Origin of the sequence: Streptomyces montanus (genome assembly GCF_005786655.1) — a bacterium.
In the GTDB taxonomy this organism is placed as follows: Bacteria; Actinomycetota; Actinomycetes; order Streptomycetales; family Streptomycetaceae; genus Streptomyces; species Streptomyces sporangiiformans.
Genome location: NZ_VBZC01000014.1, coordinates 98,681 through 117,654, shown reverse-complemented (window position 1 = coordinate 117,654; position 18,974 = coordinate 98,681). Strand labels below are relative to the sequence as shown.

Below are 18,974 nucleotides of genomic sequence, written 5' to 3'. Positions count from 1 at the left end.
CGCGGCGCGCACCCCGCGGTGAGACACCGCTGGTCAAGGTCGATCGCATGCGTGCACGAAGTTGCAGAAAGTTGCCACTTTTTACACGTGTGACGACTATCTCCTTCGCATTACCTGCAGACTTTTGACGACTCCGACCGGCTGAGGCCATCCGCAAGGGCGCCGGATGCGGGACGCGGGCTGCCGGAGGCCTGCCGTCGTACGTCCGGACGCGCTCCGCATGCCGTGGTGATCACTCCGACGTTCAATGAGTGAGCCGCACGTGTCTGCCGAGGGAGCAGCCCATGCACGTAACCCGGTCCGCCGACGCAGTCGCCGGCCGGGCCACGCGCGGGAGGCTGCGCCGAATGGGGGAGTGGTGCGCCCGTCACTTCGTGATCGTCATCGTGGCCTGGCTGATCGTCCTGGCCGCGCTGGAAGTGCTGAACCGCAATTTCGGCGGTGACTACTCGGACAACTTCACGCTGTCCGGTACTCAGTCGCAGCAGGGCCTGGAGGTCCTCGAACGACACGATCCGGCGGCCGGCGGCTACAGCAGCCAGATCGTGCTCCGTGACACGGACAAGCCGCTGACGTCGTCGACCTCGCAGATGAACGAGACGATCACCGACCTGCAGAAGCTGGCGCACGTGCTGTCGGCGCAGAACCCCCTGACATCGACGCCATCGCAGCCGTCCTCGGGCCAGTCGCAGCAGCAGAACGTGGGTCCGCTGTCCGCCGACGGTAAAACCGGCTACATCACCGTCCGCTTCGACGTACAGCCGTCGACCCTGGGCGACTCGTATCTGGACGGCGTGGACAGCTCCGTGCAGCCGCTGCGGGCGGCCGGCGTCGACGTCGAGTACGGCGGTCCGCTCGGTGAACTCGCCAGGCCGAAGCCGGACGACCGGATCAGCGAGCTGATCGGCTTCGGGGTGGCGATCGTGGTCCTCCTCGTGGGCTTCGGCAGTGTGATCGCGGCGGGCATCCCCTTGCTGACCGCGTTGATCAGCGTGGTCGGAGGCCTGGCGTGCCTGGGGCTGCTGGCCGCGGCCTTCACCTTCGCCACGGTGTCACCGACGCTGGCCACCATGATCGGACTGGGCGTAGGTATCGACTACGCGCTGTTCCTGATCACGCGTCACCGGCAGAACCTCCTCGACGGTGCCGACCCGGTACGGGCGGCGGGGCGGGCCACCTCCACGAGTGGCCGAGCCGTGCTCGTCTCGGGCTGCACGGTGATCATCGCACTCGCCGGCCTGAGCGTCTCCGGAGTCAGTTTCATCGCCAAGCTGGGACTGGCCGCCGCCGTGACGGTCATCTCGGCCGTCGCCGGTGCTCTGACTCTTGTCCCCGCCCTGCTCGGGCTCATCGGCAGGCACATCGACCGCTACCACGTGCGCCGCCCCGTCGCGGAGACGGACGCGGCCGAGGGTGCACCCGCCCAGGGCACATGGCATCGCTACGCCCAGCGAGTGGAGCGGCGTCCGTGGTGGTTCCTGGCCGGTGGGGCCGCCGTGGTGTTCGTGCTCGCCATTCCGTTGTTCTCGATCCAACTCGGCCACATCGGCGACGGCGCGGACCCGGAGTCGTTCACGGACAGACGGGCCTACGACATCATGGCGGAGACCTTCGGCCCCGGATCCAACGGCCCGCTGACCGTCGTCATCGACCAGACCTCGGTGCCGTCCGACCAGCGCTCCGCCCTGGCGTCCCAGGCGCAGAAGGCACTCACCGACGTGCCCGGTGCGGCCACGACCACTGCGCTGACCCCCACCAAGGACGGAGACGTGCTGGTGGGCACGGTGTTCTCCCAAGAGTCCCCACAGAGCGCGGACACCACCGATCTGACGAACCGCCTGGTGGACGACACCCTGCCGCAGGCGGTGTCGGGCACCGACGCCAAGGGCTACGTCACCGGAACGACGGCCGCTCAGGTCGACTTCCGGGACATCGTCGCCGCCCGTCTCCCGCTGATCATCGGTGTCGTGGTCGCTCTGGCCTTCCTCATCATCCTGATGGTCTTCCGCGGTGTGCTGATCGCCGTCAAGGCGGCCGTCCTGAACGTCGTGTCGATCGCGGCCTCGTACGGTGTCGTCGTCGCCGTCTTCCAGTGGGGTTGGGGCGGGCCCGCGCTGGGGGTGAACGGGAAGGTGCCCATCGAGAGCTATGTACCGATGATGATGTTCGCCATCATCTTCGGGCTGAGCATGGACTACGAGATCTTCCTGCTGTCGCGGGTCCGTGAGGCCTGGCTGCGCACAGGAGACGCGAAGGCGAGCGTCGCGCATGCCCTGGAGATCACCGCGCGCGTGATCACTTGCGCCGCCCTGATCATGGTGAGCGTCTTCGCCGCGTTCATCGTCAGCGACAACATCGTGGTCAAGATGCTCGGACTGGGCCTGGCCGTGAGCGTGCTGATCGACGCGACAGTCGTGCGCCTCCTTCTGGTTCCGGCGGTGATGACACTGCTGGGACGACACGCCTGGTGGACGCCACACTGGCTCGACAAGATCATGCCGCACATCGACACGGAGGGGGAAAGGGAGGGGGAGGAGAGGCGAGCGACGGTGAGGTCTCCGGTCGGTGACTGAGGTTTTGGATCCCGCTCGGCGGCCTGGCGGAGACTGGTCACCCTTCCCACCTGAACAGCACGACGAGTCCGACGCGCCAGCCCCAGCTCAGGTCCGGCAGGAACTGGTCCACCACGAAGCCGCCGCCGATGAGGGCGAGGGCGGTGCGAAGCCAGGCCAGAAAGGTTCCGCTCGTTCGCCAACGAGAACCGGTAGTCGGGTGTCCCGCCCTCCTCCTGGATCTCCTCCGGCACGAACCGGCAACGCCCAGATCGCCCGCAGGCTGGGCGTCGGCCAACTCGCACGTGCTGCGCCGACGAGCCGGTGGCCCGGTCGGCGGGTCCGATCCGGCGTCTTCATGGCCGGCACCTGATGAACGCGGCGCAGCCTCCTGGAGTGCAGACCGCGGGGCAAGGTGCACCGACGCGGCTGGACCGGGTGACACTGTTCCCGTCACTCGCCCGACCGGGGCGTGCGGTGGCCCCGGGATGCACGGAGACCTGACGGAGACCCGATGGAACGACGCCAGCTGGAATATTTCATCGCGGTCGTCGAGCACGGCGGATTTACAGCCGCGGCCATTGCGCTCCATGTCGCCCAGCCCTCGCTGTCGCACGCGATCCGGTCCCTGGAACGCGAATTCGGCGGAAAACTGTTTCACCGTCTCCCGCACGGTGTCGCCCTCACCGCGGCCGGTGAGGCGCTGGTCCGGCCGGCCCAGCAGGTCCTGCGAGACCTGTCCACGGCCAGTTCCCTGGTCCGGGAGGTCCTGGGCCTCAGCGGCGGCAGACTCGACATCGTTTCGCAGACGACCCTTTCGGTCGACCCCTTGGCCGACATGCTGGGACGCTTCCATCGCGCGCATCCGAAGGTCTCCGTGCGCGTGGTCGACCCGGAGCGGGGACCTGCCGTGGCGCACATGGTCGCGGCCGGGCAGTGCGAACTCGGCCTGGTGGACGCCTCGGTGACCACGGGGGACCTGCGCGGGATCGACCTGCCGGAGCAGGAGATGCATGTCGTGCTGCCCGCTGACCACCCGCATCCGGCAGGCGACACGATCACCTCGAGTGAACTGGCCGCGCTGGACATGATCGTGACACCGCCGGGCACCGAGACCCGGGCGGCGGTGGACGACGTGTGCACCGCGCTGGGCGTCGCCCCGAGGATCGTGGTGGAGACCGCGCACCGCGCGATGATCGTGCCGCTGATTCTCTCCGGCGTCGGTGCCTCCTTGCTGCCCGCCTCCATGGCCCGGGACGCCGCGCTGCGTGGGGCGCGGATGCTGTCCAACCGCCCTCGGCTGGTGCGCCACGGCCGGCTGGTCTGGCGGTCGGGCCCGCTGTCGCCCGCCGCCCAGGCGTTCGTGGACCTGGCGTCCTCACCTGCCCGGGACTGACGCCCACTGCAGGTATAGAAGCTTTCTATTGCCTTCATTCAAAACCGGTTCACGACAATTCAAGGCGCCTTGTTGACCGGCTCGGCGACGACTGACACTTTGACTGCATCGCAGGCAGGGGGCATTCCGCGGCTGCTGAAGTCCAGCTGCATTATGCCGGTAATTCGGCCGACACGAGGGTGTGACATTTCCCGCCGGGCACCGAATCGGAGAAATACATGACTGAGTTCGACGCCGGACGGCACATACTTCCCCGGCCCGACACGCGTCGGCCGCTGAGCACCGCGATGGACGTCCACGACCAGGAGACCCCCTTCACCCCCATCGGCCCGGTCCCTCCGCCCGAGGGCGCACCGAACGTGGTGATCGTGCTCGTCGACGACCTCGGGTTCGGCACCTCCAGCGCCTTCGGCGGACCGTGCGAGATGCCGGCCGCGGAACGACTCGCAGACAACGGGCTGCGCTACACCCGCTTTCACGTGACGGCCCTGTGCTCGCCGACCCGGCAGGCACTGCTGACCGGGCGCAACCACCACTCGGTCGGCATGGGCGGCACCACCGAGATGACCACCGCGGCCCCCGGGTACAACGGGTTCCGGCCGCGCAGCGCGGCGACCATGGCGCAGATCCTGCAGGGTAACGGCTACAGCACGGCCGCCTTCGGCAAGTGGCACCAGACCCCGCCACGGGAGATCAGCGCGGTCGGGCCGTTCGACCGCTGGCCGACCGGGGAGGGGTTCGACACCTTCTACGGGTTCATGGGTGCCGAGATGAACCACTGGTATCCGCTGCTGTACCAGGGCACCACCCCCATCGAGCCGGACCGCCGGCCCGAGGACGGCTACCACCTGTCCGAGGACCTCGTCGACCGCGCCATCGACTGGGTGCGCACCCAGCGCACGCTGACTCCGGACCGGCCGTTCTTCACCTACCTGGCGCTGGGTGCCGCGCACGCGCCGCTGCACGTCGGCCGCGAATGGCAGGAGAAGTACCGCGGACGGTTCGACCACGGCTGGGACCGGCAGCGCGAACTGACCCTGGAGCGCCAGAAGGACTTCGGCGTCGTACCCCCCGAGACGGAACTCGCGCCCTGGGCCGAGGGCGTTCCCCACTGGGACGAACTCACCGACAACCAGCGTCAGTTGGCCGCCAGGTTCATGGAGACGTTCGCCGGGTTCACCGAACACGCCGACGTGCAGGTCGGCAGGTTCGTCGACGCGCTGGAGAGTCTCGGCGAGCTGGACAACACTCTCTTCATCTACATCCTGGGTGACAACGGCGCCTCGGGCGAGGGCGGCATCGAAGGGACGATCGTCGAGCACCGGCTGGGGCACGGCGTGGTGGACGACCCGGACGAGATGATCGACCACCTCGACGAGATCGGCGGCCCGCTGAGTTACCCGATCGCCCCGGCGGGATGGGCGCTGGCGCTGAACACTCCCTACCAGTGGACCAAGCAGGTGGCCTCGCACTTCGGCGGCACCCGGGACGGCATGATCTTGCACTGGCCGCGAGGGGTCCCCGAGCGCGGAGGGCTCCGTCACCAGTTCTCCCATGTGATCGACGTACTGCCGACGATCCTGGACTGCGTGGGAGTCCCGGCGCCGTTCAGCGTGGACGGCGTGACGCAGCAGCCCATCGAGGGGACGAGCATGCAGCGGACGCTCGCCGACCCCCAGGCGTCCGAACATCGCCGTACCCAGTACTTCGAGATGTGCGGCAACCGGGGCGTCTACCACGACGGCTGGATGGCGGTCACCCGGCACGGCATCCCCTGGGAGATGGTGCCGGACAAGGACCGGAGGTTCGCCGACGACGTCTGGGAGCTCTACGACGTGAACCACGACTGGAGCCAGGCGCACGACCTCGCCGCCGAACACCCCGAGAAGTTGCGCCAGTTGCAGGACCTGTTCCTGATCGAGGCAGCGAAGTACCAGGTCTTCCCCCTGGACGACCGGGTCACCGAGCGGGAGAACCCCGCCGTGGCCGGCCGCATCGATCTGGTCGGCGACCGGACGTCCATCACCTACCGCGCGGGAATGCGGAGGTTCACCGAGGAGACCACACTCAACGTCAAGAACCGCTCGCACAGCATCACGGCCGACGTCGACCTGCCGGAGACAGCGGCCAAGGGCGTGATCATCGCGCAGGGCGGCCGATTCGGCGGCTGGACCCTGTACCTCACCGAGGGCAAGCCGGCCTACGCCTACAACTACTTCGGCATGAGCCTGTACACCGTGCCCGGCGGCGAGCCCCTGGCACCGGGACGGCACGAGATCCGGCTCGAGTTCGACTACGACGGCGGAGGACTCGGCAAGGGCGGGACCGCCGTGCTCCTGGTGGACGGTGAGAAGCACGCGTCCGGACGGGTCGAGCGGACCATCCCGTACTACTTCTCCTTCGACGAGACACTCGACGTCGGGGTGGACCTGAGTACACCGGTGACCGACGACTATCCCGTCCTCGACAACGAGTTCACCGGGACGATTCATACGGTGCGCATCGACCTGGACGCCCAGAGCACCGAATCGTCCGAGTTCGACGGCGGACGGCACCGACGAGTCATGGGGGCCCAGTGAGCTGCTGCACGCCGTCAGGCGGCCGGGCCGCGGACAGGGCGGCGCTCCGACCGTCCGCCGTCCGCCGGGCAACGCTCGAGGGCATGGTGGCCGTCCCCGCCGGCGAGTTCCTCATGGGCAGCGAGGACGCGCTCGCCTACCCGGCCGACGGGGAAGGCCCGGTGCGGACGGCGTACGTCGACGCGTTCTGGTTGGACGCCTGCACGGTGTCCAACGCACAGTTCGCGCGCTTCGTCGCCGATACCGGGTACCGCACCTCCGCCGAGCGGATCGGCTGGTCGTTCGTCTTCGCCGGGTTGCTCCCGGACGACTTCCCGCCGACCCGGGGCGTGGTGGGCGCGCCCTGGTGGCGACAGGTGGAGGGCGCCGATTGGCGCCATCCCGACGGACCGCACTCCACCTGGGAGGACCGAGCGGATCATCCAGTCGTCCATGTCGACTGGGACGACGCCGGCGCCTACTGCGCCTGGGCCGGCAAACGCCTGCCCACCGAGGCGGAATGGGAACGCGCCGCCCGAGGGGGACTGCACGCGAAGGTGTTCCCCTGGGGCGACGAGTTCGAGCCGGGAGGCCGTCCCCGGATGAACGTGTGGCAGGGGGACTTCCCCCACCGGCACCCGACAGCCGACGGCTGGTACGGCACGTGTCCGGTCGACGCCTTCGAGCCCAACGGCTTCGGCCTGCACAATGCCACCGGCAACGTCTGGGAATGGTGCGAGGACCGCTTCTCCCCCTCGCACGACGAACAACAGCGCGTCGCCAAGGGCGGCTCCTACCTGTGTCACGCGTCCTACTGCCGCCGCTACCGGGTCGCCGCGCGGCAGGGCCTCTTCCCGGACTCCGCAACCGGCAACGTGGGGTTCCGGTGCGCTCTGGACATGACGTGACCCCTTTCGACTCCATCACTCGTACAACGGCGCGATGCGCCCGGCGCACAAGGAGCATGACCATGGCAAAGCGAGCAAGACGGTGGCGTCCCTGCGCGGCGGGGATGGCCGTACTCGGTCTCACCTTGACCGCCTGCGGTGGGGCGAAGGTCGGCGACGACTCCGCCGCGGCGGACGGCAGTTCGGGCAAGTGCGGCACCTTCAACCTCGCGGTCAACCCATGGGTGGGCTACGAGGCCGATGCGGCGGTCATCGCGTACGTCGCGGAGAAGGAACTCGGTTGCAAGGTCGTCAAGAAGGACCTGAAGGCGGAGATCGGCTGGCAGGGGTTCGACACGGGCGAGGTCGACGCCATCCTGGAGAACTGGGGCCACGACGACCTGAAAAAGAAATACATCACCGAGCAGAAGACCGCCGTCAACCTCGGCCCGACCGGCAACAAGGGAATCATCGGCTGGTACATCCCCCCGTGGATGGCGAAGAAGTATCCGGACATCACCAACTGGAAGAATCTCAACAAGTACGCCTCGAACTTCAAGACCTCCGAGTCGGGCAGCAAGGGCCAGCTCCTCGACGGCGACCCGTCGTACCAGACCAACGACGCGTCCCTGGTGAAGAACCTGAAACTGAACTTCAAGGTGGTGTACGCGGGCAGCGAGACCGCGCTGATCCAAGCCTTCCGGGACGCCGAGAAGAACAAGAAGTGGGTGATCGGCTACTTCTACGAACCACAATGGTTCTTCTCGGAGGTGCCGCTGGTCCACGTCGAGCTGCCCAAGCACACGGAGGGCTGCAACGCGGACCCGGCGAAGGTCGCCTGCGACTATCCGGTGTTCGACCTCGACAAGATCGTCAGCACCCGGTTCGCGAAATCCGGCAGCCCGGCGTACGACCTGGTGAAGAACTTTACGTGGACCAACGAAGACCAGAACGCCGTCGCCAAGTACATCGCGCTCGACAAGATGACACCGGAAAAGGCGGCGAAGAAGTGGGTCGAGGCGAACCCCGACAAGGTCAAGGCCTGGCTCGGATAGTACCGGTCGACAGTCGTCCAGGACACTTACCGAATCACCCGTGGGGTCTCTATGCAGTGCGGCGTAGATACCCCAGGGGTGACTCGACCGTGAGATCGCCGACCCGGCGCCGAGGCCACAGTCCGAGGGCGAAGCGCCACGCGGACTTACGCGCGGCGGCCGCTCTCGCACCACTGGGAAGGTCGACGCCACGCCCTGTCGCCTTCACTGTTGACACGTTGTCAGCCCATTAACGTGCGGTCATGGCACTTGGCTTGCTGCTCGCACTGTGCGCCTCCGTCTGCATGGGAACGGCGACCGTATTTCAGGCGCTCGGCGCGCGAGCGGTGACCGCCGGAGGGCCGGGAGCGGCGGTGCGGGCCACGTGGCAGTGGCCGTTCCTCGTCGGGATCGGGCTCGACACACTGGGCTTCGGTGCCGAACTGCTCTCTTTGCGCTCGGTCCCGCTCTTCCTGGTCGAAGCGGCGGTCGCCGGATCCCTGGCGGTCACGGCGGTCGTCGCGGCGGGCGTGTTGCACATCCGGCTGCGGCAGGTGGAGTGGGGGGCCGTGGGCGGGGTGTGCTGCGGGCTCGTGCTGATGGCGATCGCGGCGGGCCGGGAGGCGAGTGGGGACGGCGACGACACGATGCGGCTGGCGGTGCTGACAGGCTCGGTCGGGCTCGCGCTGGTGGGCTGGGCGGTGAGTGCCCGCGCCGACGGCGTGCGCCACCGCGCCGCCGTGCTGGGCGGCATGGCGGGGGCCAGCTTCGGCCTGGTGGCCATCGCGGCACGGTTGCTGCCTGGATTCACCGTGCCGGGAATCCTCATCGAACCCGCGGCGTACGCCGTGGTCATCTCCGGGATCTCCGGCTACCTGCTGCTGATCGACGCCCTCCAGTCCGGCTCGGTCACCGGCGCCACGGCGGCGATGGTCATCGGCCAGACCGTCTGGCCCGCGGTGTTCGGCATCGTCTGGCTGGGCGACTCGACCCGTCACGGGCTGGCACCGCTCGCGGCGGCCGGGTTCGCGATCTCGATCACCGGCGCGCTCGCGCTGGCCCGCTTCGGCGAGGCCGAACAGGCCGCCACGTAGCCGCCGCCCGCGCGGGCATCGTGCAGAGCGAGCACCGTGGTGCGCGGAACGTGCAGCGCACCTGTCACCCGAACTCGGTGCGATGGCCCTAAACGGCCCCTTTGCCCGCGGTGGCGTCGCTCACTGTGTTGGGCTGGCGGCGGACGGCGCCGACCACATCGCCGATCAGCCGGGCGAAGTCGGGCCACGACGTGCGGCCACCGCATCGAAGAGGGTCCAGCCGTCCATCTCTGCGCTCGCGGGATGGTCGGGACGCCACCCGTGGGCCAGAGCCGCGTCGAGCAGGGCCCTGGCGGTGCCCGGCTCGTGCAGGTTCAGAGTTGTTCCGAGCGCGGTACCGACTGCCCCGGAAGGCATGAGACACCCATCCGGGACCAATCTGCCGTGGCCTGCCCGGAAGACGATGCGGAGCCGTCCGCGCGCTTTGAACAGGCGCAGGACGAGGGTTTCGCAGCAGTCCTCATACCGGCCGTCGCCCAGCGCGCGATGGGTGTGGCTCAACGACCACAGGAAGGTCTCCCCGTCGACCACGAGACGCCGCGCCTTGGTTCCGCTGCGAGCCATTCGCCGATGGTAGCCGCAGCCGCAGCCGCAGCCGCAGCCGCAGCCGCAGCCGCAGGAGCAGACGCAGCCGCCGCCGCAGTCACCTGACGGCCGGTCACAGCCGGACCACGATCAGGGCGATGTCGTCGCGGGCGCCGCCGCTGACGCCGAGGCGGGCCAACAGGGTGTCGGCCAGTTGGTCGGAGCTGAGGCAGGCATGCCGGGAGAGCGCGTCGATGAGCCGGTAGAGGCCGGCGTCGATGTCCTCGCCGCGGCGTTCGATGAGGCCGTCGGTGTAGAGCACGAGGGTGTCGCCGGGGGTGTAGGGCAGGTCGGCCTGGGGGCGGGGGACGTGGCGGAGGCGGGCACCCAGCGGAGGATCGGTGGCCTGGTCGAGCAGATGGCAGGTGCCGTCCTGCCGGACCAGGACAGGGGGTGGGTGTCCGGCGCTGCTGTAGATGATGCGGTGAGCGTCGGTGTCGATGACGGCTTGGACCGCGGTGGTGGCCAGCGCACCTTCCACGGAACGCGAGTACAGGCCCAGGACCTCCAGGGCCTTGGCGGGGCCTTCGACGGCCCGGACGGCGGCGGACAGCGCGCTGCGGAGCATGCCCATGACGGCGGCGGCCTCCAGGCCATGACCGACGACGTCGCCGACCGCGACGGCGAATCCGCCGTCGGGCAGGTCGGCCACGTCGTACCAGTCGCCGCACACGTTCAGCGACCCGGCGGCGGGCAGGTAGCGCACCGCGGTGTCCCGGTGCCGGGCCAGATCGGGTGAGTGGAGCATCGCCTCCTGCAAGGTGACAGCGACCTGGCGGTCTCGGTCATGAGCCTGGCGCAGTTCCTCGTTCAGCCGCTGGAGCTCGCTCGCCCGCGCGTACAGTTCGGCCTCCAGCGCCTCCCGGTTGCTGAGCCACCCACCGTCCTTGGCTCGCGCCGGATGGGAGAGGACGAAGGCGGTCACGTCCTCCACCCGGTGGATGATCCATGTCACCTGCCCGTCCGGCCCGAGCACGGGGGTGTTGATGGGGGACCACCACCGCTCCTCGAAGACACCGGGACGGTCACCGACGGGAATGTCGTACTTCTGCATGGCCATCGTGTCCGGCTCCTTGGAGCGCAGGACCCGGTGCAGAGAAGCGTTCAGGTTGCGCACCCCGTCGGCCCCGGGGTCCGCCGGATTGTCGGGGAAGGCGTCGAAGAGGTACTGCCCGAGCAGATCATCCCGAGTGCGGGCGGTCGCCCGGCAGTACGCCGCGTTGACGCCGACGATCACCAGGTCGGGGCCCAGCACCAGATAGGGGCTGGGGGTGGCGGCGAACAGCGCCTCGTAGTCGATCTGCGGTGCCGTCACACGTCTCCGATCCCGTCCCCGCTTTCGGCGACGTCCCTCGGCTGTTCGTCAGAGCCCCGGCGTCTCCCTAACGCATCCCGCGTCACCAGACACACCCGACGTCCAGAATCTCCACTACGTCACCGCGGACGGTGTACACGAGCCAGCAGGAGTCACTGAAGGCCGCGGCCAGGGTCGGAGCCTGTGGCTTCGGGATCTCGGACACCGCGTCGATGAGCAAGATGATCTCTTGGTGCGCATCGCCCGGCACGTCGAACAGCACATCGGCAGCCCGCTTCACCATTTCTACCCGCATTGCGCACCCCCGGGTCCGCAGGAGCAACACGGCGCCGCGGAGCCCTGAGCTCCGCCTGGGCCTGTGCAGCACTACTGCCTGTGCAGCACTACTGCCAGGGTCCCTCGACCTGTCCGGACACGCACCTTCCGCGCCGGCGCGGGGACAGCGGCGATCACAGGGACTTTCCCGTCGGCGTACCTTCCCGTGCCGAGCCGGTGCGGGTGGTACCGACGCGCCGTCGCCATGATCGGTCCCCGCCGGCCGCGGGGCGGCGCCCGCGGGTGTATCGCCACGCCGACAGGAACAGCAGCAGGACTGCGGCGCTCGCGCTCGCGGCCGTCGCCACGCGCAGACCAGGGGGTCGGAAAACGCAGTGGAGTTCGTGCTCGGACGCGTCCGGCAGGGGGACCGCCAGCAGCCCCAAGCGGCTGCGCGGGGCACGCATCGGGCCGCCGTCCACCGCGCACCGCCAGCCCGGCGTACGCGCGGTGGCGACGACGGCCGTGCCCGACGAACCGGCAGGGAGCGTGGCCCGCACGCTGTGGCCACCCGCCGCGACGTGCGTGGCGCCCCGGGCCCGCAGCTCCGAGATCCCGCGCCGCAGCTTGCCGGGATCCAGACAGCCCAGTGGCGAGTGCGGCAGCTCGGTGTCCTTGAAGACCTTTCCGACAGTGACGGTCACGTGGCCGTCCGCCGGGACGGTGCCCAGCGGCTTGGTGGCCGTCGCCTTCTCCGGATAGTCGCCCCACAGCCGTACGGACTTCCCACCGGGCCCCGAGAGCAGGGCATCGGTCCACGGCCCGTCGACGTAGAGACGGCTGCCGGGGCGGCACCGCGCGGTGATGCGGTACGGGCCGCCTGCGGCGGTCAGCCGGTACGGGCCCCCTGCGCGCAGCCGGGGCGGGCCGTCGGCAGCCGCGCCGTCCGGACCGGCGAAGGTGATCCGCGGCAGCTCGTACACCTCCTGCCCCAAGACGGCCTGCTGGTGGAGGAACGTGGAGGCACCGGCCGGTGGGCGGGGCGTGTCGCGCGGCTGGACGGTCACCAGCGGTGGCGCGGGGAAGCGTTCGACACGCACCTGCCCCGGGCCGTCGGCGTGCCGGATCCTGGCGCCGACGGAGAAGATCGCGTCGGCGACGGGGTTGTCCTGGGGGATCAGGTGGCGGCCGTGCATGGTCCAGGAGTAGCCGAGGCGCTGCATGAGCCGTGCGGTCTGCCGCGGCAGGTAACTGCTGTAGTAGGAGGGGCCCTCGCTGTCGAGGAGTTGCGGGTCGTTGTTGACGATCTCGGCCGGCCCTGTGTCGGTGCGATGGGCGGGCCAGCCGTCGACGCGGGCGACGGCCTCGTATACGGCGTCGTGCCGAGCGCCCCAGGTGGGCTTGGGGGCGTAGAAGGCCAGTTTGTCGCGCTGTTCATCGACGGCGACGGCACTGGCCGCGGACTCGGCGAGTACGACCGCGGTGAGCGCGGCTGCGGTCAGCGGCCGCGGCAGCGGGCCGCCGCGCTCGCGGGCGAGCAGCAGCAGGAGCGCGAGGGTGAGGCCGCCCGAGCCAAGGACCACGAGCCAGGTGAGGGGACTCACGCCGTTCTCGTCCCGTACGGAGGCGGCGGCGATGACACAGGTGACCGCACCGGCGGTGAGCAGCGGCCCGGGCCGAGGCCGGTGGGCCAGGCAGAGCCAGGCGACGGACACCAGCAGACCGGTGAGGACGAGCGTCGCGCGGTACGGACTGCCGTTGGGCTGGGTGAGGCCGTACCAGACCTTGACCGTGGGCAGCCAGCAGAACGAGGCGGCGACGGCGAGCAGCGCCACGCACCACGCGGTCCGCGTCCGAGCGCGGATGTGCCTGCTGAGAGGGAAGGCGAGCACCAGCAGCAGCGCGAGCATGCCCACGAAGAACCGGGGCACACTGCTGAAGGCCCGCTGTGCGGGCAGCAGCTGCAACAGATACTCCAGCGGCGACGGAGGGTTGTAGGGCAGGACGGGCATCGACTGGGCGTTGGCGGCGGCCAGATACGAGGGCCAGATCACGGGCGCGGCGAGCGCCGTACCGAGCGTGAAGGCAAGGGCCGCGCGACCGGCGAACCGCATCGACACCGTCCGGCTCCACTCGTGCGTGGCCCAGAGCACGACGCCGACGACGGCCGTCCCGGCGACGGCCATCAGCGAGGTGTAGACATTGCCGGCCCAGGCCAGTCCCACCATCGGAGCCGCCCACAGCCAGCCACGCTCCCGGGTGCAGCGGTCGAGGGCCAGCAGCATCAGCGGGAATGCCGTCAGACCCCACAGCCACATCGGGTCGAAGGCGCCGTCGTTGAGCGTCCAGCCGGACAGTCCGTACGCGGCACCCAGCAGGCCCGCCTGCCACCAGGGGCCGGGCCGTAGCCGTCGCAGCCACAGCACCATGACCGCCGAGCCCAGCCCGATGCTCAGGCATGCGCCCGTGTAGACGGCCAGGTCGACCAGCCGCCGCGGGAAGGCCGCGACGAGCAGCGAGAACGGGTTGCCGAGAAAACTGACGAACTCCGCCCAGTACGGCACCCCGAAGGCGCTGTTCCAGTTGAAGAAGAGATCGCCGGACGACGTGCCGTGCAGCAGGTCCCACAGGTGGGCGTGAAAGGGCACGAACTGGTTGCCGAGGTCGTTCACGGCGCGCGAGCGCTCCCCGAAGGGGTACGTGCCGCGCACCACGCCCGACATCAGGAAGGCCGCCATGGCGACCGTCGCCCCCAGGCCCGCGCCGAGCCCATGTCCGGCTCCCGCTCTCCTCACGGTCTGCCTGCCGGCACCAGGATGCGGCGGGCGACCAGGAAGGTGACGGGGATCGCGCCGATGGCGGCGATCAGCGGGGCGATGCGCGGATCCATGCCGAGGACGGACACCATCGCGTACACCCCGGCCGTGGTCAGGAGAAGGTTCGTGGCGTTCGTCAGCGGGAACAGCAGGAACTTCTGCCAGCTCGGGCTGGTGCGGTAGGTGAAGCGTACGTTCATGAAGAAGGAGCCGATCATGCTCAGCAGGGTCGCCAGGATGTGCCCGGCCAGATACGGCACCCACAGGCACAGCAGCCGGTAGATGACGTAGTACGTCGCGGTGTTGACGGCCCCGACGAGCGCGAAGCGCACGATCTGTCCCTTCACGAGGAGCGCGTCCGCAGCGCGGACGGACGGGCGACGTCCGAGGGGTCTCCGGGCGTGCGCTCGCTCACCAGGTAGTGCGGCCGCTGCTTGCACTCGTTGTAGACCCTGCCGACGTACTCGCCGATCAGGCCGAGCAGCACCATCTGCATCCCGCCGAAGCCGGTGATCGCGACGACGAGGGTGACGTACCCGGGTGCGGTGACCCCGCCGATGAGCACGGCCCCGACCGTCCAGGCGGCGTAGGCGAGTGCCAGGCCGGCGAGCACGAGCCCGACGTGGATGGCCAGTCGCAGCGGGCGGGTGTTGAAGGACACCACACCGTCCACCGCGTAGTTGAGGAGCTTGCGGTAGTTCCACTTGCTGTTGCCGCCTGCGCGCGGTGTGTCCGTGTAGTCGAAGAAGACGGTGCTGAAGCCGATCCAGGAGAACAGGCCTTTGGAGAAGCGGTTGCGCTCACCCAGGTCCAGAAGCGCATCCACGGCGCGGCGCGACAGCAGGCGGAAGTCGCCGGCGCCGTCGATCAACTCGACGTCGGCCCAGTGGTTGACGAGCCGGTAGTAGCCGCGGCTCAAGAGGGTCCGCAGCGGGCCGTCATGTTCCCGGGAGCGGCGAGCGACGACTTGGTCGAAGCCTTCGCGCTGGAGGTCGAGCATTCGGCGGAGCAAGCGGGGCGGGTGCTGGAGGTCGGAGTCCATGATGGCGATGTGGTCTCCGGTGCACTCGCGCAGCCCCGCCAGCAGGCCGGCCTCCTTGCCGAAGTTCCGTGAGAGGGACAGATAGCGGACATGGCGGTCGCGGAAGGCGAAGGCGCGCAGCAACGACAGCGTGCCGTCGGTGGAGCCGTCGTCGACGAATACCACCTCGTACGGCTCCCGGAGTTCGTCGAGCTGCGCGTGGAGTTCGTCGTTGAAGGCCTCAAGGACCTGTTCCTCGTTGAAACAGGGCACCACCACTGACAACACTCCGCGCTCCTCCGCCGCCGCAGCCGTCCCCATCGCGCACTGTACGTGATGTCATAGTTTGCTCTGGTATTAGCGAGCTCCGAACGGTCGAATAACCGGCTCCGGGCGGGCCGACAACGGGAAGGTGATCCGGGCGTGGAGATCACCCTGGTGCTGCTGATCATCCTTGTGGGATTGGTGTTCGACTTCACCAATGGTTTCCACGACGCGGCGAACGCCATCGCCACGTCCATCTCCACGCGTGCCCTCACCCCGCGCATCGCACTGGCGATGGCCGCGGTGATGAACTTCGCCGGTGCCTTCCTGGGCACCGAGGTGGCCAAGACCGTCGGCAGCGGCATCATCGGCGCCCCGCAAGGGAGCTCCGGACTGACGCTGGTGCTGTGCGCGCTGGTCGGCGCGATCGCCTGGAACGTCTTCACCTGGTGGAAGGGGCTGCCCACCTCGTCCTCCCAAGCCCTGATCGGGGCCCTGGTCGGTGCCGCCTTGGCCGCGTCCGGCACCGTGTACTGGAGCGGAGTGGTCGACAAGGTCATCCTGCCGATGATCCTGTCGCCACTGGTCGGTGTCGCCCTGGGCTACACCCTGCACCTGGTGATCCTGTGGGCCTTCCGAAAGGCCTCGCCCCGCCGCACCACCCGCCGTTTCCGGATGGCCCAGACCGTCTCCGCCTCGGCCATGGCCCTGGGGCACGGACTGCAGGACGCCCAGAAGACCATGGGCGTGATCGTCCTCGCACTCGTGACCGCGGGCTGGCAGGACGACTTCAGCGTGCCGTTGTGGGTGATCGCTGCGGTGGCGGCCGCCATGGCAGCCGGCACCTACAGCGGCGGACGCCGGATCATCACCACCCTCGGGCGGCGCATCACCCACCTGGACCCGCCGCGCGGCTTCGCCGCCGAAACCTCGGCCGCCACGGTCCTCTACATCACCGCCTTCGTACTGAAGGCGCCTATCTCCACCACCCAGACGATCACCGCCGCCATCCTGGGCGCCGGCGCCACGCGGCGTGCTTCCGCCGTTCGCTGGGGAGTCGCCCGCACCATCGTCGCCGCCTGGATCCTCACCTTCCCCGGAGCCGGACTGCCCGCCGCGGCGCTCTATCTGCTCATTCACGCCCTCACCGGGCTGTGACCCCTCCCGGAGGCCCGCCATGCCCACCCCCTGGCCACCCCCCGCTCCGCCACCGGACGACCTGCCGGGTCCCGGCCGATTCACCCACCTTCACCCGGACAGCGGAGCCTGCCTGATGGAAACGGCCTCGCTCCTGGCCACGGGCCGCTTCACGGACAGCCCACCCGGCACACATCCGGTACTCGCGGCACTGGCCCGGGTAATCAACGACAGCGTCAACGACGCCGCCCGCGCCACACTCCGGCCGCTGGCCGCGGACCTCGCCCACGCCTACCCACCCGGCCGCACCTACGGGCCCTGGCTCATCGCTGGACTCCTGGACGTGGCCCAGCGGGCACGACCCCGGTCGAGGCGACTGCGCCGCAGACGCGCGGCGTGCCGTCGGCGTATCGCCCGAATCACCCGCTCCCGAGTCCCCGCCCCGCTCGTCCGCGCGGCGGACGCCCTGTGGTGGCGCGGCCCCGGGCACCACCATCTTGAACACGCGCTCCGAGTCCTGGTCGCGCTCCCGGACGCCGACGAGCGGCTGGTCCTGCTTCTCACCGACGCCGTGGCACACGCTGTGGCCGCCACTCGGTCCCCATCGTCCGAGCCCGCCCTCCCACTGACTCGGTGAGGGCCGCATCCCACAGCGCATCATCAGCCCATGGCGGGACCTGGACCGACCAGGCCAGCGCTGCCGCGTAGTCGTTGACGGGGATGCCGGCAAACAAGTCGACAGCCGTGTCGCAATGACAGGTCCGGCGACTCCACAGTCATCCGGCGTGCTGGTCGCCCCGGCGCATCCGAGCGGCGGCGGCAGCGCGAACGCGCCGCGTTCTGCCCTCGCGGGCGAGGAGGGCGAGTGCGTCGGGTGAGGTGACGATCTCGGTGGCCTTGCGCTGGAGCCAGTCGGACGCGGTGGTGATTTCTTCGGCGGTCCATGGTTCGCCCAGGGCGACCGATCTCAGCAGGGCCCATGCGCGCAGGCGCCGCTGGAGGAACTCTCGCTCACCGATCACAGCGGCCAAGTCCCGCTCCCAATTGGCGAATTGAGGATCAGACAGCAACTGGGCTGCCCGCCGGTCCACATGCCGGACCACCGCGGATTGAGCCATGGTCGCGTCCGGGTCACGTAAGACCTCCGCCACCAGGCTCCCCTCATCCTCCGCAGCCACCGCGGCCAGGTCCTGCAGGTAGCGGGTAAAACGCTGATGCTCGTCTCCGTCAGACTGTCCACTGGCGGCGCGCCGACCGGTCATGCGGCGGTTCCTTCCGGGAGTTCGACCAGCTGACCGGGCGCCGGCGTGCCTGCGCGTCCGCGTGCCTGCGCGCATGAAGCAGCCGCTTGACGGCCTCAGGGTACAAGCACTCAACAGGAGACCCCGGCCGGGAGGCGCGCGGCAGTCTCCATCGCCCGGGCGTTACGGGCCGGGATCCCCGACGGCGCCCAAGTCGAGCTGATCTCCTCGGATCTGCAGCGTGCCCGGCAGACGGCCGATGAGGCGGCCGAACTGTTCCGTGTGAAGCCGATCCTGGATCGCAGACCGCGGGAGAAGTCCTACGGAGAGGCGGAGGGAAGACCGCAGGAGTGGCTGGACCGGCGGTTCGTCCCGCCACCGGCTGTCGGCGATCGCATGGGCCACCATGAGGGCGTGCAGGGCGCCGAGACCAGAGCGGAGTGCGCACAGCGCGTCTACGCGGCCATGGACGAGATCCTGCGGCGCCCATGCGAACACCAGATCATCGTGACGCACGGATTCGCGCTGACGTTCGTCGTGGCGTCCTGGATCAAAATGCCGTACGAGTCGCTGGGATCGGTCAGTTTTCGGGCGCCCTCAGGCAGCATCACCGTGCTGCGCGAAGACGACTTCTGGAGAGCCAGGCCGCCGGGTGCTGGTCGGCGCCGGCCGACGCGGGCGCCGACAAGGCCCAGGTGTACTCAACCGCGCCTGCATGTCCACCGCAGGGCGGAAGGTGTCGTACTGACGTCTGCATCCTTCGGTGTACGGCAAGTTCGGCACTGGTCACGACGATTCGGCCCCATGCCGCCGTGACGA

At 69.3% G+C, this 18,974-nt stretch carries 15 protein-coding genes and 2 pseudogenes; 9 read left to right on the top strand and 8 right to left on the bottom strand.

Translation table 11 applies throughout. From position 1 onward, the window contains the following. The first annotated feature begins 284 nt into the window (after positions 1–284). Positions 285–2,573 carry an MMPL family transporter gene (locus tag FE633_RS15205; protein ID WP_138045659.1) on the top strand — a complete coding sequence of 763 codons (2,289 nt, stop codon included), beginning with the start codon at positions 285–287 and terminating at the stop codon, positions 2,571–2,573. Positions 2,574–2,631: 58 nt separating this feature from the next. Here the strand turns inward: FE633_RS15205 and FE633_RS15200 are convergent. Further along, positions 2,632–2,806: pseudogene (locus FE633_RS15200) on the bottom strand (YidH family protein); the annotation flags it as partial. A gap of 260 nt (positions 2,807–3,066) precedes the next feature. Between FE633_RS15200 and FE633_RS15195 the strand changes: the two are divergent. From FE633_RS15195 to FE633_RS15175, 5 genes are all read left to right on the top strand, one after another. Then, complete coding sequence (locus tag FE633_RS15195; RefSeq protein WP_138045658.1) at positions 3,067–3,948, top strand: LysR family transcriptional regulator; 882 nt, start codon at positions 3,067–3,069, stop codon at positions 3,946–3,948. Between the two features lie 218 nt (positions 3,949–4,166). Continuing rightward, positions 4,167–6,527, top strand: coding sequence for an arylsulfatase (locus FE633_RS15190; protein WP_138045657.1), 2,361 nt, complete (start codon positions 4,167–4,169; stop codon positions 6,525–6,527). An 83-nt stretch (positions 6,528–6,610) separates the two neighbouring features. Further along, positions 6,611–7,414, top strand: a complete 804-nt coding sequence (locus tag FE633_RS15185) for a formylglycine-generating enzyme family protein (protein ID WP_138045656.1) — start codon at positions 6,611–6,613, stop codon at positions 7,412–7,414. A 62-nt stretch (positions 7,415–7,476) separates the two neighbouring features. Further along, on the top strand, positions 7,477–8,448 hold the full coding sequence (locus tag FE633_RS15180; protein WP_138045655.1) for an ABC transporter substrate-binding protein: 972 nt from the start codon (positions 7,477–7,479) through the stop codon (positions 8,446–8,448). Between the two features lie 242 nt (positions 8,449–8,690). Beyond that, positions 8,691–9,521, top strand: coding sequence for a hypothetical protein (locus FE633_RS15175; RefSeq protein WP_138045654.1), 831 nt, complete (start codon positions 8,691–8,693; stop codon positions 9,519–9,521). Positions 9,522–9,686: 165 nt separating this feature from the next. Here the strand turns inward: FE633_RS15175 and FE633_RS15170 are convergent, their stop codons facing one another. The 6 genes from FE633_RS15170 to FE633_RS15145 form a co-directional block, all read right to left on the bottom strand. Then, entirely contained in the window at positions 9,687–10,085 is a 399-nt protein-coding gene (locus FE633_RS15170; protein WP_138045653.1) for a hypothetical protein, read from the bottom strand. 94 nt (positions 10,086–10,179) lie between these two features. Beyond that, on the bottom strand, positions 10,180–11,421 hold the full coding sequence (locus FE633_RS15165) for a SpoIIE family protein phosphatase (protein WP_138045652.1): 1,242 nt from the start codon (positions 11,419–11,421) through the stop codon (positions 10,180–10,182). Positions 11,422–11,503: 82 nt separating this feature from the next. Next, complete coding sequence (locus FE633_RS15160) at positions 11,504–11,716, bottom strand: hypothetical protein (RefSeq protein ID WP_138045651.1); 213 nt, start codon at positions 11,714–11,716, stop codon at positions 11,504–11,506. A gap of 154 nt (positions 11,717–11,870) precedes the next feature. Continuing rightward, positions 11,871–14,471 carry a YfhO family protein gene (locus tag FE633_RS15155; RefSeq protein WP_138045650.1) on the bottom strand — a complete coding sequence of 867 codons (2,601 nt, stop codon included), beginning with the start codon at positions 14,469–14,471 and terminating at the stop codon, positions 11,871–11,873. After that, entirely contained in the window at positions 14,468–14,839 is a 372-nt protein-coding gene (locus FE633_RS15150; RefSeq protein WP_138045649.1) for a GtrA family protein, read from the bottom strand. Before FE633_RS15150 ends, FE633_RS15155 begins: the two co-directional genes overlap by 4 nt. Next, entirely contained in the window at positions 14,836–15,801 is a 966-nt protein-coding gene (locus tag FE633_RS15145) for a glycosyltransferase family 2 protein (RefSeq protein ID WP_425473176.1), read from the bottom strand. The genes FE633_RS15150 and FE633_RS15145 overlap by 4 nt, the downstream gene beginning before the upstream one ends. 135 nt (positions 15,802–15,936) lie before the next feature. On the opposite strand from FE633_RS15145, the gene FE633_RS15140 reads away from it, so the two are divergent. Together FE633_RS15140 and FE633_RS15135 are read left to right on the top strand one after the other, a co-directional pair. Then, entirely contained in the window at positions 15,937–16,935 is a 999-nt protein-coding gene (locus FE633_RS15140) for an inorganic phosphate transporter (protein ID WP_138045647.1), read from the top strand. Between the two features lie 115 nt (positions 16,936–17,050). Next, positions 17,051–17,551, top strand: a complete 501-nt coding sequence (locus tag FE633_RS15135) for a hypothetical protein (protein WP_246113620.1) — start codon at positions 17,051–17,053, stop codon at positions 17,549–17,551. 139 nt (positions 17,552–17,690) lie between these two features. Here FE633_RS15135 and FE633_RS15130 read toward each other — a convergent pair whose 3' ends face one another. After that, the gene (locus FE633_RS15130; RefSeq protein WP_138045645.1) at positions 17,691–18,176 is read right to left on the bottom strand and encodes a hypothetical protein; all 486 of its coding nucleotides are present in this window, start codon (positions 18,174–18,176) and stop codon (positions 17,691–17,693) included. Between the two features lie 132 nt (positions 18,177–18,308). On the opposite strand from FE633_RS15130, the pseudogene FE633_RS15125 reads away from it, so the two are divergent. Next, positions 18,309–18,971 (top strand): annotated as a pseudogene (locus FE633_RS15125) (histidine phosphatase family protein); the annotation flags it as partial. Positions 18,972–18,974 lie beyond the last annotated feature (3 nt).